Genomic DNA, 13,598 nt, shown 5'->3' on the forward strand with positions numbered 1-13,598 from the left:
TTCAGGCTGGAAAAAATCTGACAAGCACCCAAAACTGACGGACAATTAGGTAAATAGGCAGAATTAGCTATGGCAAAGAGTCTGCCAGGCGCTACACTTTGCCCCCTTTAACCCTTCATTCACTACAGGATTAAATGAGAATAGTTTCTTCCCGCGCACTCAAGCTGATGCTGGTTCTGACCGGAATGAACCTGCTGTTGCTGTTCTATATCCTATGGAGCGGGGATCGCAATCACTTCAGTGGCTCAGATGCCAACATGGATGCCCGTGCCCTCGGCGTTGCTCTGTTTGGAGTTTTCCTGCTGGTCTTCCTGCTTATGGGTGACCTGCTGCGTCGCTTCATGTTGCTGCGCCGCCAGTCCGAAACTTCCCGCGACCGGATGCACGATGCGGTTGAGAGCCTGTCGGAAGCCTTTGCCCTGTTCAGCCCAGCGGGCCGCCTGATGGTGTGCAACCGACGCTGGCGTCAGGTCTACCCCTGGATGGATGAGCTGCAACTAGAGCAATGGGACGACTTTCAACACCAGCTGCAGCCCCATGTGCTTCGACGCGAGCAGATCGGCAGCGAGCAGCCCGGCGCCGAGAGCTACATTGAACATCTGGACAGCGGTCACTCCATCATGGCCAGTGATTGTCGCACCCGTGAAGGCGGCCTTGCCTGCGTGCGTACGGATATTACTCATACTCAGAAAATTGAGCAGAAGCTGCGCAACCTGGGCCGCGCCATGGAACAAAGTCCTGCATCCGTCATGATTACCGACACCCAGGGCCGCATCGAGTATGTAAACCCGAAATTCTGTCAGATATCCGGTTACAACCGCGAGGAGGCACTGGGGCAGAGTGCCGGCATGCTCAGCTCGGGCGAGATGTCGCCCGAGGTTTACAGTGACCTGTGGGCCACCGTGGAGCAGGGTGAAGAATGGCATGGCCAGCTGCTGAACCGACGCAAGGATGGCAGCCTTTTCTGGGAATCAGCCTCCATCTCCGCTGTAAGGGACGAAGCAGGCAAAGTCCTCAGTTACATTGCAGTGAAAGAAGACATCACTCAGCAGAAAGAGGTCGAAGAACAGCTGCAAATGATCGAAACGGTGTTCCGCACCAGTAACGAAGCGATCATGATTGCCGACCAGAATGGTCTGATCAAGACCATCAACCCCGCCTTCAGCCGCATCACCGGCTATGCCCCTGAAGAGGTTCAGGGCAAGAACCCGAGCATGCTCAGCTCCGGCCGCCACGACGAACATTTTTACCAAGACATGTGGCAGGAAATTCTCAAACACGGCTCCTGGAGTGGCGAAATCTGGAACCGGCGCAAGAACGGCACCATTTATCCAGAATGGTTGTCGGTTTCGGTGGTTCACGACAGCGAAGGCAAGGTCAGTGAGTATGTTGCCGTATTCTCGGACATTACCAAACGCAAGAATGACGAAGCTCAGATTGTGCGTCAGGCCTACTATGACGAGCTGACGGAACTCCCCAACCGAACCCTGCTGTCGGATCGACTTAATTTGGCCATCATCACCGCCGACCGTGACGAACAGATGATCGCCCTGCTGTTCATCGACCTGGATCGGTTCAAATTCGTCAATGACTCCATGGGCCATGAATACGGAGACGATCTGCTCAAACAGGTGGCAAAACGCCTGAACAACTGTGTGCGCGAAACCGACACAGTTGCCCGTTTCGGCGGAGATGAATTCGTGATCCTGTTACACAACGTCAAGTCGGATGCCGACGCGGCCCATGTTGCAGCCAAGCTGATAGATCAGTTGAGTGAACCCTTCCTGCTGGCTGAGCGGGAAGTGATCATCGGTGCCAGCATTGGTATCGCCATGCACCCAGGCGACGCCAATACCGCCGAGACCCTGATTCGCAACGCCGACCTGGCGATGTACAAGGCCAAGCAGTCCGGGCGCAATCAAACTCACTTCTTCACTGCTGCCATGCAGGAACATGCCAATCAGCGCATGACACTGGAGCAGGACCTGCGCCACGCACTGGACCGAGAACAGATGGAAGTGTTCTATCAGCCTGTGGTTCATGGCCGCAGTGGGCGCATCACCGGGGTAGAGGCCCTGTTGCGCTGGCATCACCCTGAACGAGGAATGATACCACCGGACGCTTTCATTCCGCTGGCAGAAGAGACCGGTCTGATCGGCAACATCGGTGAATGGGTACTGGAAACGGCCTGTGCCCAGCTGCGACACTGGTCAGACAATGGCATGAACCTGTATCTGTCGGTGAACATTTCCGAGCGCCAGCGCGAGCTGGGACTGGAAGCAGAAGTGGTGCGCGACATTCTGGAACGCAACCGGATTAATCCGTCTCAGCTGGTACTTGAGATCACTGAAGGGCTGTTGCTGCAAGACTCGGAAGAAACCATCGGTTGGCTCAACGGTTTCAAGCAGGTGGGCGTTAACCTGGCCATTGACGACTTCGGTACCGGTTACTCATCTCTGAGCTACCTGAGGCGCTTCCCGGTCGATACGCTGAAGATTGACCGAGAGTTTGTGCGTGACCTCAACACCGACCGCTACGGTGACTCACTGGTAAGCGCCATCATATCCATGGCAGCCAGCCTTGAGTTGCGCCTGATCGCGGAGGGGGTGGAAACCGAAGCCCAGCGCTCCACCCTGGCTCAACAGGGCTGTCAGTTCATGCAGGGTTACCTGTTCTGCCGCCCACTGCCGGCTGGAGAGCTTAATGCGTGGCTGGAGAGCTATCAGCCGCAGCGTGTTCAACAATCAAGGGTTGCAACGCCTCCACCAGAGTCGAAGTGAAGCTCAGCTGCCCGGGCACCGGCACCATGCCGGCCCTAGCCAGCGCGCGCAACGGCTGAAATTGCAGGTCAGCCACTACCAGCTCAATCCCCTCTCGATCACAGGCACGAATGAAGTGCTCCAGTGCATTCAGACCACCGGCGTCCAGCAACGGCACAGCATCCATGTACAGCACCACGCCTTTCGCCCCTTGGCATTGCTCGTGGAGTTCGTCGAACACCCGCTCGGCGGCCGCAAAGAAAAGTGGCCCGCTCAGCTTGTAGACCTGCCAGCCTGACCGCAGCTGTCCCGGCACATGTTTCTGCTGCTGACTGATATTGGTGAAGCGCGTCATGCCTGCCAGATCCCGCATGAACAGCAGCGAAGCCAGCATGATGCCGGTAAAAATGGCGATCACCATATCGAACAGCACTGTTAGCGACAGACAGGTCAGCAATACCAGTACATCACCTCGCGGCGCACGCTTGAGAAGCTGAACCACCTTGGGTGCCTCACTCATGTTCCAGGCCACGATCAGCAGCAGAGCGGCCATGCTCGCCATGGGCAGATATGCCAGCAAGGGTGCCAATACCAGCAGACCTGCCAGTACCACCAAAGCATGCACCATGCCGGCAATGGGTGACCGAGCACCGGCCCGGTAATTCGCTGCAGAGCGCGCTATGGCCGCCGTGGCGGTAAAGCCACCAAAGAAGGGGGCTACCAGATTGCCCATCCCCTGCCCCAGCAGCTCACCGTTGGCATGGTGGCGCTTGCCGGTCATGCCATCCAGCACCACTGCACACAGCAGCGACTCAATGGCACCCAGCATGGCGATGGAAAACGCGGCCGGCAGCAATTCACGCACCAGCGCCCATGACCAGTCCAGCGGCTCACCGGAAGGACCCGGCTGCTGCCAGGGCCAGACAAACTCTGGAAAGAAGGGAGGGATGCCCTGTCCGGTTGAACCATCCGGCAACAGGTAGCTGAAGCGACTGCCAATGGTCTCAACGCTCCAGCCAAGGCTTGATGCAATCCACGCCACGCCTACCCCGATCAGCAAGGCAGGCAAGTGACCCGGAATCGGCAAACGCAAACGGGGCCAAAGAATCAATGTGGCAAGAGTCAGGGCCGCCACCAGTAGCGTTGCGCCATCGAATGCAGGCAGGGCCTGCCCCAGCGCCGCCAGCTTGAGCAACCAGGCTTCAGGCATCTCGGCCAGCTGCAGGCCAAAAAAGTCAGGGATTTGCAGGGTCGCAATCACAATGGCAATACCTGAGGTAAACCCCAGCGTCACCGGTTCGGGAATATATTCGATCAACCTGCCAAGCCGGGCAAATGCCAACAGCAGCAAAATAACGGCCGACATCAGCGTCGCTACCAGCAACCCTGCCAGCCCAAACTGTTGCGCTACCGGGTAAAGGATCACCACAAAGGCCGCCGTTGGCCCGGATACACTGAAACGCGACCCACCACTCAGCGCAATCAGAAAGCCCGCAATAATCGCCGTATACAGGCCGTACTCAGGCCTCACGCCACTTGCAATCGCCAGCGCCATCGACAAAGGGATCGCGATCACCCCAACAGTCAGCCCCGCCAGCAGATCCTGTCCAAGCGCTCGGCGATCATAACCTTCACGAAGCACTTCACGCAGTGCGCTGGCGAAGGAAAGCGAGTGCAACCGGGCATGTCTGGACATGTGGCGTTCCCTTTAGAAAGTAAAGCGATAAGTACAATTCAACCACATTAACGGTTGCTCAAATATGATTCAATGTTAATATGATTAACATATACTCGACTTTAAGGTAATGACTGCTTCATGGAAAACCGTACTGCCCGCCTCACCCTGTTGATCGACCCCAAGAAAAAAGCCACCTTTGAACGCCTGTGCAATGAGCAGGACGTTACCCCCTCCCAGATGGTGCGCAAGTTCATTCGCGACTTTATCGAGCAGGAGCTGGGCCCTGAATGGCAGGAAAAGGTCTACGGCAAGGACGATCTGCTCTAAAAGCGCCATTTTCCCCTACATAGTCTCTGTGTTTATCCAATTCACAATCATGCATAATTTATACAACTTAAAAATCTGGAGATACGTCCATGCGTCTGGCAGAAATCGAAGCCATCATGCTCAACGTTGGCCTGGTACTGTTCGCAGCAGCGATTTTCTACATCATTTATGACTTGGCCAAAAAATCCAATGCCGGCAAATTCGGCACCTTTATTCTGTTTTTCGCACTGGGACTTGGGCTGGTCGCCTTCCTGATCAAAACAGTAGTAGTCGAGATCATCGGTGGCGGAAGCATCTGATCATCAGCACCATTTCTACCCGCGATGAAATGCGTTTATAGTGTGAGCCAAAGGATCATTTCCGAGGTTCACACATGGATATTTCGTTCATTGTTACGCTGGTCGTTCTTGCTGTTGCCGTTTTCTATTTCATATCACTCTACAACCATCTGGTGCAGCTCAAGCATGGTGTATCGCGTGCCTGGGCCAACATCGATGTGCTGCTGAAGCAGCGTCATGACGAGCTGCCCAAGCTGGTGGAAACCTGCAAGCAGCACATGGAGTATGAACAGAAAACCCTTGAAGCCGTCATGCAGGCACGCTCTGCGGTTGCCAATGCACGTGAGGCAGGCAATGTGGGGGCCTTAGGCAAGGCGGAAACCCAGCTCCGGTTAGGACTCGGCAATCTGTTCGCCGTGGCGGAAGACTACCCTGAGCTGACCGCCAGCGAGAGCTTTCATCATCTTCACAGCCGCATCACCGGGCTCGAATCCGGTATCGCCGACCGCCGTGAGTATTACAACGACTCGGTAAACCGGCTGAATGTTCGTATCGAACAGTTCCCCGACGTCATCATTGCGCGCCGTTTCGGTTTCAAGGCGGCTGAGCTGCTTGAGTTTGACGAGGCAGAACTTGCTGATGTTGATATGAAGCAACTGTTCAACTAAACCATGCTTCTGGATATCGGCCCCCTGGGCTCCACGGAACGACTGATCGCCTTGCTTGCACTGGCACTGGCCGCCTTGGTGGCCCTCTGGTTCGTATTTCGTAAACTCGGCCACTACCGTCTGATTGCAGACACCCCTACCGCACGTATCCGGTCAGCACCGCAAGGATATGTGGAGCTGATCGGTCATGTGATCGCCGGTGAAAACGGCATGCTGAGCGCCCCACTGTCGGGCCGACCCTGTGTCTGGTATACCTACAAAGTAGAGAAGCAAAGCGGGGGCGAACGCAAGCAGTGGAAGACCGTCCGCAGTGGCCGCTCCGACAGCTGGTTTCAGATCAACGATGGGACCGGCACCTGCCTGGTCGATCCAGCAGGCGCCGAAGTAACAACCCTGCACAAACAAAGCTGGCGCGGCAACACCGAACTTCCTTCCATTGATGCCAGTGGTCTTTCCGCTAAAGGGATTGCCGCGATTCTGACCAGCAACAGTGTCAGTGGTCACTACCGTTATACCGAAAGTCTGATTTTCGAACACGAACAACTCTACGCATTGGGACGTTTCCACACAGTGGGCGGTGGCCGCGATCAACTGGATATGAAAGCCACCGCCCGTGATCTTTTGCGCGACTGGAAGCAGAACCCGGATCGGCTTCGCGAGCGCTTTGACCAGAATGGTGATGGCCAGATTGATCTTCAGGAGTGGCAGCGGGCTCAGAAAGAAGCCCTTCAAGAAGCCAGGGCGCAGCAGCGCGAGTTGCACCAACTACCCAGCATGAACGTACTGACAGACTCACAAAGCCGGCGCCAACCGTACCTCTTATCGACTTACGATGAAGAGCGTTTGATGCGGCGCTACCGCTGGATATCTATCTGGTGCCTGTCACTGACCGGTGTCGCCTTCTGGCTTTTTCTTGAGGTTTTACTGGCAGGATGAAGCAATAGCACTCAAGATACAGGTATCAAGGCCGACAGACCCGTTGTACCCGTTCAAAAGGCTGGGATCATGCATAATCCACAACGCTACCTGCAACATCCGGATCAGATAGAGCTGAGGTTGCTGCCGCTGGATAAAGCCCCTTCCGACTGCACCTCTCTCCTGCCACTGGGCCTGAGCCTGAAGGCACCAGGCCCCCATCCCAGTGGTGAATGGCTGCGCATCAGCGCCCCGGCACTTTCATCTGATTTTTGCATCAATGCTCTCGTCACTGAATGCACGCATGAGGGCGATCACTACACACTGAAACTCGCTTTTCTGACCCAGGAGCAACTTTTCAGAGCTCGCATGCTTGAGCAGATGTGTCAGATTACGCTTTACCAGCGCAAGGCGCCTGCTGAAGAGTCCGAAAAACGTGCCCTGGAGTGGATTGCGCATCAAGCGGCACATTTCCCCTCGAATGGCTTATAATCCTCGTTTTGATTCGCCAGTAACGAGAGGGTGTTATGCAGCAGAAGGTTGTGCGTGCCGGTTCCATCGAGATCAGCAATGATAAGCCGATGGTTCTGTTTGGAGGCATGAATGTACTGGAGTCGCGTGATCTTGCTCTGAGCATCGCCGAACACTACGTTGAAGTGACCCAAAAACTGGGCATTCCATATGTATTCAAGGCATCTTTCGACAAGGCGAACCGCTCTTCTCTGCACTCCTTTCGTGGCCCGGGTCTTGATGAAGGCTTGAGAATTCTCGAAGAGGTAAAAAACACCTTCAACGTGCCGCTTATCACCGATGTGCACGAACCGCATCAGGCCGCCCCTGCCGCCGAGGTATGCGATATCATCCAGCTGCCGGCCTTTCTGTCGCGCCAAACCGACCTGGTCAGTGCAATGGCCGCAACGGGAGCTGTGATCAATATCAAGAAAGCCCAGTTTCTTGCGCCGCAGGAGATGAAACATATCCTGCACAAGTGTGAAGAAGCCGGTAATGATCGATTGATTCTGTGCGAGCGCGGCAGCAGCTTCGGCTACAACAACCTGGTCGTGGATATGCTTGGCTTCAGCGTGATGAAGGAGTTCGGCTATCCGGTCATGTTTGATGCCACCCACGCGCTGCAGATGCCGGGTGGACGCTCGGACTCTGCCGACGGCCGTCGTGCCCTGGTGGCGCAACTGTCACGGGCCGGCCTTTCTCAGGGCATCGCTGGTCTGTTCCTCGAAGCACACCCCAACCCCAACGAAGCCAAATGCGATGGCCCCTGCGCCCTGCCGCTGGATAGGCTGGAGCCCTACCTGGCCCAAATGAAAGCGGTAGACGAGCTGGTCAAATCATTTGACCCACTCGATACCAGCGCTTGATTCAAGCAGTGTGTAGCTCACAGCTGTAAGCCACACACATGTCGGCTATGATAAGGATGTTTGCAGCAAGGACCCGGTATCAAGATGGCTAACCCGATCGAAACCGCCTACGCAGGCCTCAAGGAAGAGCTGGTCATTGGGCCCAGCCATCATCGTTTTCAGCTGATCAGCAAGCAGCGCGAACATTTTATGGGCAGTCTCTGGCTGGCCGAAGATATATCCACGGCTGCTCGCACTGAAGTCAGCCTGCTTATATTGCGCCCTGAGCTGGTTCGCCACGAAGGAGTTGCCGACCAGATGCGCAAGCTGGTTACAAAACTGCGCTCGGCACTGCGCCACCCTCATATCGCCACCTGCTACGGTTATTTCAGTTGGCGCGGGCTGGAGTTCATGTCACTGGAACACCTTGACGGGCAAACTCTCTCTGATCTGTTTCAACGCAATCAGGCACGCAAGCTCAATGATCGCCAGAAACAGGGGTTGCTGATTCAGCTTGCCAAAGCCGTGGACAGTGGCCAGCTCAAACTGGGAAAACCTCACTCGCTATTGGCACCAGACCTGGTTTTTTTGAATGCAGGCGGCGGCGTCAAACTGACTGGCTTTGGCTGGCGCAGCATTCTCGATCCGTTGCTAACCCTGCTGCCGAAGCAGCCGGACTACCCCTGCTATCAGGCCCCCGAAGCCTTTCACCCGCAGAACCAGACCGCCCGATCTGACGTGTACGCGCTGGCCCTGATCGCCTGGGAATTGTACAGCGGCAAGCGTGCCTTTCAGCCTGCCGATGGTGAAGCGGCGCGCTATCGCAAGGAGTTCAAGTCTCCTGGCGGGCTCAACAAGGCACAGTGGTCAAGCCTCAGCCGTGCCCTGAGCCCTGAAACAGAGCCCCGCCCTGCCAGCTGCATGGCGCTGGTTCGGGAGCTGTTTGCCACCGAAACCAGCCCGGAGCAGAGCACGATTCCGGACATGCGCAGCGAGAGTCCCGGCGAGACGCCCCGCGAGACACCAGCGGTAGAGCCGGACCCGCCAGCGGCGACCGCGATCAAACAGGCGGCAGCTGAAGTTCAGCCCACTCCAGCTCAACCCGCGCCCGTCACTGAGCGTCCAGACCTGCCGGCAGCAGATGCTACTGATGACGCGGTTGTTGTGCGAGAACCTGCCTCTGACAATACCGAGAACAGCGTCGGCCCACCTCCTGAGGAACTGCCCCAAAGCGAAGCGACGCCAGACCCCGAGCCAACATCTGCACCGGAACCCCAACCGGTACCGAAACCTGAGGCTGAACCGGATGCTGAAACCATAGAAAATACGCCAGCTGCCAAAGACAAGAAGAATCCCACGCCAGAGCAACACCCACACGACGGTGCCAACGATGCCGAACAAGAGCCTGAAACCGGCACAGGTTCTCTGATTACTCGATTGCGTTCACTCACACAATTGCCCGAGCCGGTTCGCCGCTGGTCCAGGCGCGGCCTGATCTTTGCGCTTGGTTTTGTAGCCGGCTTCTGGCTGGCACTGCTGTTTTATCAAGGGCAGCTTGATGCAATCAGCTCTCAGGCCCTGACGCAAATGAAAAACAACCGTGAATTGCGGGCCGCGTTCGAATCGCTTGAGCTGGCACATCAGCGCCAGCAGCAGGAACTTGATCGCCTGCACACAGCTGCAGAGCAGCCCACCAACGAGAAACCTTCTGCCGGAGTAGAATCGGCCAGCGCCTTGCGGGAAGCCAATCGCCCCGTCGACAACCTGACCCTGTTTCAGGATGAGCTTCAGGAAGGCGGTCGCGGTCCGCAAATGGCCGTCATTCCTGCCGGACGCTTCCGCATGGGCGATCTGCATGGTAACGGAGATGACAACGAGCGCCCGGTCCATGAAGTTCTCATCAGCAGCAGTTTTGCCCTGGCCCGTCATGAGGTCACCTTCGAGGAATATGACCGCTTTGCCAACGCAACCGACCGTCCCCTGCCGGATGATGAAGGCTGGGGACGGGGCACCCGGCCGGTCATCAATGTCAGCTGGAATGATGCCAATGCCTACACCCGCTGGCTGGCCGAACAGACAGGACAACCCTATCGACTGCCGACAGAAGCCGAGTGGGAGTACAGCGCACGCGCAGGGACCGAATCGATTTACTGGTGGGGCAACCAGCCGGGCCAGGGATATGCCGTCTGTGATGGCTGTGACACCCAATGGGGTGGTCAGCAGACAGCCCCGGTCGGCTCGATGAAGCCCAACCCCTGGGGGCTGCATGACATGAGTGGTAATGTGGATGAATGGGTGCTGGATTGCTACCAGCCCGACTACAGCAACGCGCCGAATGATGGCAGCGCCACGCGCACCAGCGACTGCACACACAGAGTCATGCGCGGTGGCTCATGGTTTGACATTCCTCGGGTCGCTCGCCCGGCAAGCCGCTACCGTCACCCCGCCACCAGTTCCCGCAACAGCTGGGGATTCAGGGTTGCCCTGGATCTGCCGGCCAGCATGCAATAACAGGAGCCCCCATGATCATTCGACAACTCTCTTTGTCCACCGCTCTGGTCGGTGGCTTGCTTGTGAGCCCACTGATACAGGCTGCCGACGAGATCAGTATTGCGGACGACAGCCGTACCCGTCTTGATCTCACTTTGTACCAGCAGAACCTCGCACTGGTTCAGGAACAGCGCAAGGTTCCGGCACTTCCGGCTGATACCCCGATTCTGCTGCAAGCCGTGAGCCCACAGATGCAGGCTCAAACGCTTAAACTGCGCGGTATGGGCCAGATTCTGGAACAAAACCTGGAACAAGACCTGCTCAGTCTTGGCAGCCTGCTGCAGACGCAAATGGGCAAAACAATTACCCTCGCCCGCTTCAACCCCGTCACAGGGTCCGAAACACGCACCGAAGTGCGTCTGCTGCGTGTTGAAGGCAACACGGCACTGATAGCAAACGAAGCAGGAGAGATCGAAACCCTGCCTCTGCACCAGGGCCAGTGGCGACTGATTGTAAAACCGGACAGTCCCAACTATCAGTTGCAGCCACGCCTTTCATTTCGCACCAAGGGCACCCGCAATGCGGCCGAAGCCGAAATCAGCTATCTAACACAAGGCCTCAGCTGGCAGATGGACTACCTGCTGACCCTCGACAGTGCTGGTGAACAGCTAGACCTGGAAGGCCTCGCCACTCTGAACAACCACAGCGGCCTGGCCTGGCCCCAGGCAAACATCAAGCTGCTGGCGGGACAGGTCAACCAGCCTCAACAGACTCGACCTGAAGTCATGCTGATGCGCTCGGCCGTAGCCGACATGAAAGGCAGCGGAGTTGAAACTGGATCGGTACAGGACTATCACCTCTACACCCTGCCCGGGCTACACAACCTGCAAGATCAGCAGCAGAAACAGGTGCCCTTGATTCCAAACACCCAGCTGCCCGCAAACATTCAATACACCTACGCACTTCAGGTGAACGCCCATCAACAGATGCCGCCACAGCTGGATCAGGCTCTGACTGAGCTGCATTTCACCGCACCGGCCACATCCGGATCACGCTTGCCCTTGCCCAGCGGACAGGCGCGAGTGTTCCGGCCTGATGCCGACGGCCAACTGCAGTTTGTGGGGGGCACTCAGGTACCAGCAACCGCCGCAGGCGAAAAGGTCAGAGTGGTTATGGGTGAAGCCTTTGACCTGGGGATCGAACAGGTCCAAACAGGCTTCAGAAAGGTGTTTGAAGGCTATGAGGTGGAGTACCGGATCAGTGTGCGTAACCGCTCGGAACAGAGCAAACCTCTGGAACTGACTGCTCACTTTCCACTGCCGTTTAAGCTGACACTCACCAGCAGACCAACCACACAGGTCAGCGGTGCATCTGCCAGCTGGCAGATGGAAATCCCTGCCGAAAGTGAAGAGGAACTAAGCTTCAGCGCGACTCTGACGACACGCTGAGCGCCTCGACCGAGGGCACCTGGTGCTGGCGCTGACGCCAGCAGTTGGCCCGCGCCGGGTCGATGGCAACACCTAGGGCGCCCTCTTCGTAAACCTCAATCATGCGTTGAATAGCCAGAGGATGAAGCTGTTCCGCCGCTTGGCGGTAGTAGTGTAACGCCTTGCCGAGATCAGGCGTGAAGTAATGCTCGAATCCATTCTCGAAAATTCTGCCCATTTGATACTGTGCCTTGGGATCACCGGCATCGGCCGCACGTTGCAGATAGATCCCGCCCTGAATGCGGCTGGCCACATCTTCGCCGCGAAAGTGCAGCAGATGACCGTATACCGAAAGTGCCCGCTGGCTGCCATTATCCGCAGCAAACCGGAACAGCCGCATGACCAACCGGTGACGCTGACGGGACCGCTTGAACAGGGACAAATGAAACAGGCGATCTGCCAGCCAGGCGATCAAAGGTGCCAGTTGCCGCATCAGCCAATGCATATATACCCCCAAGGCATTAGAAATCGTATCTTTATACAGATATGAAAAAATCGTCTCACATTTTACCGCAGTCGGCGGTACACTGAACTATACCTGTTGTCAGCAAGCTTGGAGTAGCCTGCTGACCCTGATTCAAGCCGTCATGGAGTTGAAAAGCTGATGAATATATATGAAGACAACGCGCTGACGATCGGCAACACACCGCTGGTACGACTCAAAAATCTCTGGCCAGCCGGCAATCTCTACGCCAAGATCGAATCGCGCAACCCGGCCGGATCGATCAAATGCCGCATCGGCGCCAGCATGATCTGGGCAGCAGAACAGGATGGCCGTCTGCAGCCCGGCATGACTCTGATTGAGCCGACCAGTGGCAATACCGGTATTGCGCTCGCATTTGTGGCAGCCGCGAAGGGCTACCGCTTGATGCTGACCATGCCATCCTCCATGTCGCTGGAGCGACGCAAACTGATGAAGGCCCTTGGAGCCGAAATCGTGCTGACCGAACCGGCCAAGGGGATGAAAGGCGCAATCGAAAAAGCCCAACAACTGGTGGACGAAAACCCGGACAGCTTCCTAATGCTGCAGCAGTTCGAGAACCCGGCCAACCCGGACATCCATGAGAAAACCACCGGCCCGGAAATCTGGCGCGATACCGACGGCAAGATTGATATGCTGGTTGCCGGTGTCGGCACGGGTGGCACCTTGACTGGCATCTCACGCTATATCAAGCGCACTCAGGGCAAACAGATCATCAGCGTCGCAGTTGAACCTGTCGACTCCCCCGTGATTACACAAACCCTGGCTGGTGATGAGGTCAAACCTGCTCCGCATAAAATTCAGGGTATTGGTGCCGGCTTTGTACCCAAGAACCTGGACCTTTCACTGGTCGACAAGGTTGAGCAGGTCAGCAATGAAGATGCGATCACAACCGCACGTGAGTTGATGCAGAAAGAAGGTATTCTGTGCGGTATTTCCTGTGGCGCCGCCCTGGCGGCAGCATTGCGTCAGGCAGAACTGGAAACTAATACAGGCAAACAGATTGTAGTCATTCTGCCTGATTCGGGTGAACGCTACCTGTCTTCAATTCTGTTTGAAGGCATGTTCAGCGATAACGAAACGGTGCAATAGCTCTCCTGACCACACCCAAACGAAAACTGCCGCACAAGGCGGCAGTTTCTCTTGCTGAATCGGGTGTC

At 56.5% G+C, this 13,598-nt stretch carries 12 protein-coding genes; 10 read left to right on the forward strand and 2 right to left on the reverse strand.

Features of this window, described 5'->3' with window-relative positions; genetic code table 11:
- The first annotated feature begins 134 nt into the window (after window positions 1–134).
- The gene (locus ACAM29_RS07970; RefSeq protein WP_369623801.1) at window positions 135–2,780 is read left to right on the forward strand and encodes an EAL domain-containing protein; all 2,646 of its coding nucleotides are present in this window, start codon (window positions 135–137) and stop codon (window positions 2,778–2,780) included.
- Here ACAM29_RS07970 and dauA read toward each other — a convergent pair.
- On the reverse strand, window positions 2,701–4,455 hold the full coding sequence (dauA, locus tag ACAM29_RS07975; RefSeq protein ID WP_369623802.1) for a C4-dicarboxylic acid transporter DauA: 1,755 nt from the start codon (window positions 4,453–4,455) through the stop codon (window positions 2,701–2,703). The genes ACAM29_RS07970 and dauA overlap by 80 nt on opposite strands.
- A 120-nt stretch (window positions 4,456–4,575) precedes the next feature.
- Here dauA and ACAM29_RS07980 point away from each other — a divergent pair, with 120 nt between their 5' ends.
- The 8 genes from ACAM29_RS07980 to ACAM29_RS08015 all read left to right on the forward strand — a co-directional run bounded on the left by ACAM29_RS07980 (window position 4,576) and on the right by ACAM29_RS08015 (window position 11,918).
- The gene (locus ACAM29_RS07980) at window positions 4,576–4,764 is read left to right on the forward strand and encodes a CopG family transcriptional regulator (protein ID WP_091827077.1); all 189 of its coding nucleotides are present in this window, start codon (window positions 4,576–4,578) and stop codon (window positions 4,762–4,764) included.
- A gap of 89 nt (window positions 4,765–4,853) precedes the next feature.
- Window positions 4,854–5,063, forward strand: coding sequence for a DUF2788 domain-containing protein (locus ACAM29_RS07985; RefSeq protein ID WP_206840802.1), 210 nt, complete (start codon window positions 4,854–4,856; stop codon window positions 5,061–5,063).
- Between the two features lie 74 nt (window positions 5,064–5,137).
- On the forward strand, window positions 5,138–5,710 hold the full coding sequence (locus tag ACAM29_RS07990) for a LemA family protein (RefSeq protein WP_369623803.1): 573 nt from the start codon (window positions 5,138–5,140) through the stop codon (window positions 5,708–5,710).
- A 3-nt stretch (window positions 5,711–5,713) separates the two neighbouring features.
- Complete coding sequence (locus tag ACAM29_RS07995; RefSeq protein ID WP_369623804.1) at window positions 5,714–6,646, forward strand: GIDE domain-containing protein; 933 nt, start codon at window positions 5,714–5,716, stop codon at window positions 6,644–6,646.
- Window positions 6,647–6,715: 69 nt separating this feature from the next.
- On the forward strand, window positions 6,716–7,117 hold the full coding sequence (locus ACAM29_RS08000; RefSeq protein WP_091827073.1) for a hypothetical protein: 402 nt from the start codon (window positions 6,716–6,718) through the stop codon (window positions 7,115–7,117).
- 35 nt (window positions 7,118–7,152) lie between these two features.
- Window positions 7,153–8,001 carry a 3-deoxy-8-phosphooctulonate synthase gene (kdsA, locus tag ACAM29_RS08005; RefSeq protein ID WP_369623805.1) on the forward strand — a complete coding sequence of 283 codons (849 nt, stop codon included), beginning with the start codon at window positions 7,153–7,155 and terminating at the stop codon, window positions 7,999–8,001.
- Window positions 8,002–8,085: 84 nt separating this feature from the next.
- Entirely contained in the window at window positions 8,086–10,491 is a 2,406-nt protein-coding gene (locus ACAM29_RS08010) for an SUMF1/EgtB/PvdO family nonheme iron enzyme (protein WP_369623806.1), read from the forward strand.
- A gap of 11 nt (window positions 10,492–10,502) precedes the next feature.
- Window positions 10,503–11,918 carry a DUF4139 domain-containing protein gene (locus tag ACAM29_RS08015; protein WP_369623807.1) on the forward strand — a complete coding sequence of 472 codons (1,416 nt, stop codon included), beginning with the start codon at window positions 10,503–10,505 and terminating at the stop codon, window positions 11,916–11,918.
- Here ACAM29_RS08015 and ACAM29_RS08020 read toward each other — a convergent pair.
- A complete protein-coding gene (locus ACAM29_RS08020; RefSeq protein ID WP_369623808.1) occupies window positions 11,893–12,402 on the reverse strand; it encodes a tetratricopeptide repeat protein in 510 nt (169 codons plus the stop codon). The two genes, ACAM29_RS08015 and ACAM29_RS08020, sit on opposite strands and share 26 nt — an antisense overlap.
- 159 nt (window positions 12,403–12,561) lie before the next feature.
- On the opposite strand from ACAM29_RS08020, the gene cysK reads away from it, so the two are divergent.
- Window positions 12,562–13,530: a cysteine synthase A gene (gene cysK, locus ACAM29_RS08025; protein ID WP_354409171.1), complete on the forward strand. Its 969-nt coding sequence runs from the start codon at window positions 12,562–12,564 to the stop codon at window positions 13,528–13,530.
- Window positions 13,531–13,598: the final 68 nt, after the last annotated feature.

It is taken from the genome of Marinobacterium sp. BA1 (genome assembly GCF_041155135.1).
In the GTDB taxonomy this organism is placed as follows: Bacteria; Pseudomonadota; Gammaproteobacteria; order Pseudomonadales; family Balneatricaceae; genus Marinobacterium; species Marinobacterium iners.

Excerpts from the sequence above, each read along its gene's own strand:
- kdsA (WP_369623805.1), top strand. The coding sequence starts at position 7,153 with ATGCAGCAGAAGGTTGTGCGTGCCGGTTCCATCGAGATCAGCAATGAT.
- ACAM29_RS08000 (WP_091827073.1), top strand. The coding sequence starts at position 6,716 with ATGCATAATCCACAACGCTACCTGCAACATCCGGATCAGATAGAGCTG.
- cysK (WP_354409171.1), top strand. The coding sequence starts at position 12,562 with ATGAATATATATGAAGACAACGCGCTGACGATCGGCAACACACCGCTG.
- ACAM29_RS07980 (WP_091827077.1), top strand. The coding sequence starts at position 4,576 with ATGGAAAACCGTACTGCCCGCCTCACCCTGTTGATCGACCCCAAGAAA.
- ACAM29_RS08010 (WP_369623806.1), top strand. The coding sequence starts at position 8,086 with ATGGCTAACCCGATCGAAACCGCCTACGCAGGCCTCAAGGAAGAGCTG.
- ACAM29_RS08020 (WP_369623808.1), bottom strand. The coding sequence starts at position 12,402 with ATGCATTGGCTGATGCGGCAACTGGCACCTTTGATCGCCTGGCTGGCA.
- dauA (WP_369623802.1), bottom strand. The coding sequence starts at position 4,455 with ATGTCCAGACATGCCCGGTTGCACTCGCTTTCCTTCGCCAGCGCACTG.
- ACAM29_RS08015 (WP_369623807.1), top strand. The coding sequence starts at position 10,503 with ATGATCATTCGACAACTCTCTTTGTCCACCGCTCTGGTCGGTGGCTTG.
- ACAM29_RS07985 (WP_206840802.1), top strand. The coding sequence starts at position 4,854 with ATGCGTCTGGCAGAAATCGAAGCCATCATGCTCAACGTTGGCCTGGTA.
- ACAM29_RS07990 (WP_369623803.1), top strand. The coding sequence starts at position 5,138 with ATGGATATTTCGTTCATTGTTACGCTGGTCGTTCTTGCTGTTGCCGTT.
- ACAM29_RS07995 (WP_369623804.1), top strand. The coding sequence starts at position 5,714 with ATGCTTCTGGATATCGGCCCCCTGGGCTCCACGGAACGACTGATCGCC.
- ACAM29_RS07970 (WP_369623801.1), top strand. The coding sequence starts at position 135 with ATGAGAATAGTTTCTTCCCGCGCACTCAAGCTGATGCTGGTTCTGACC.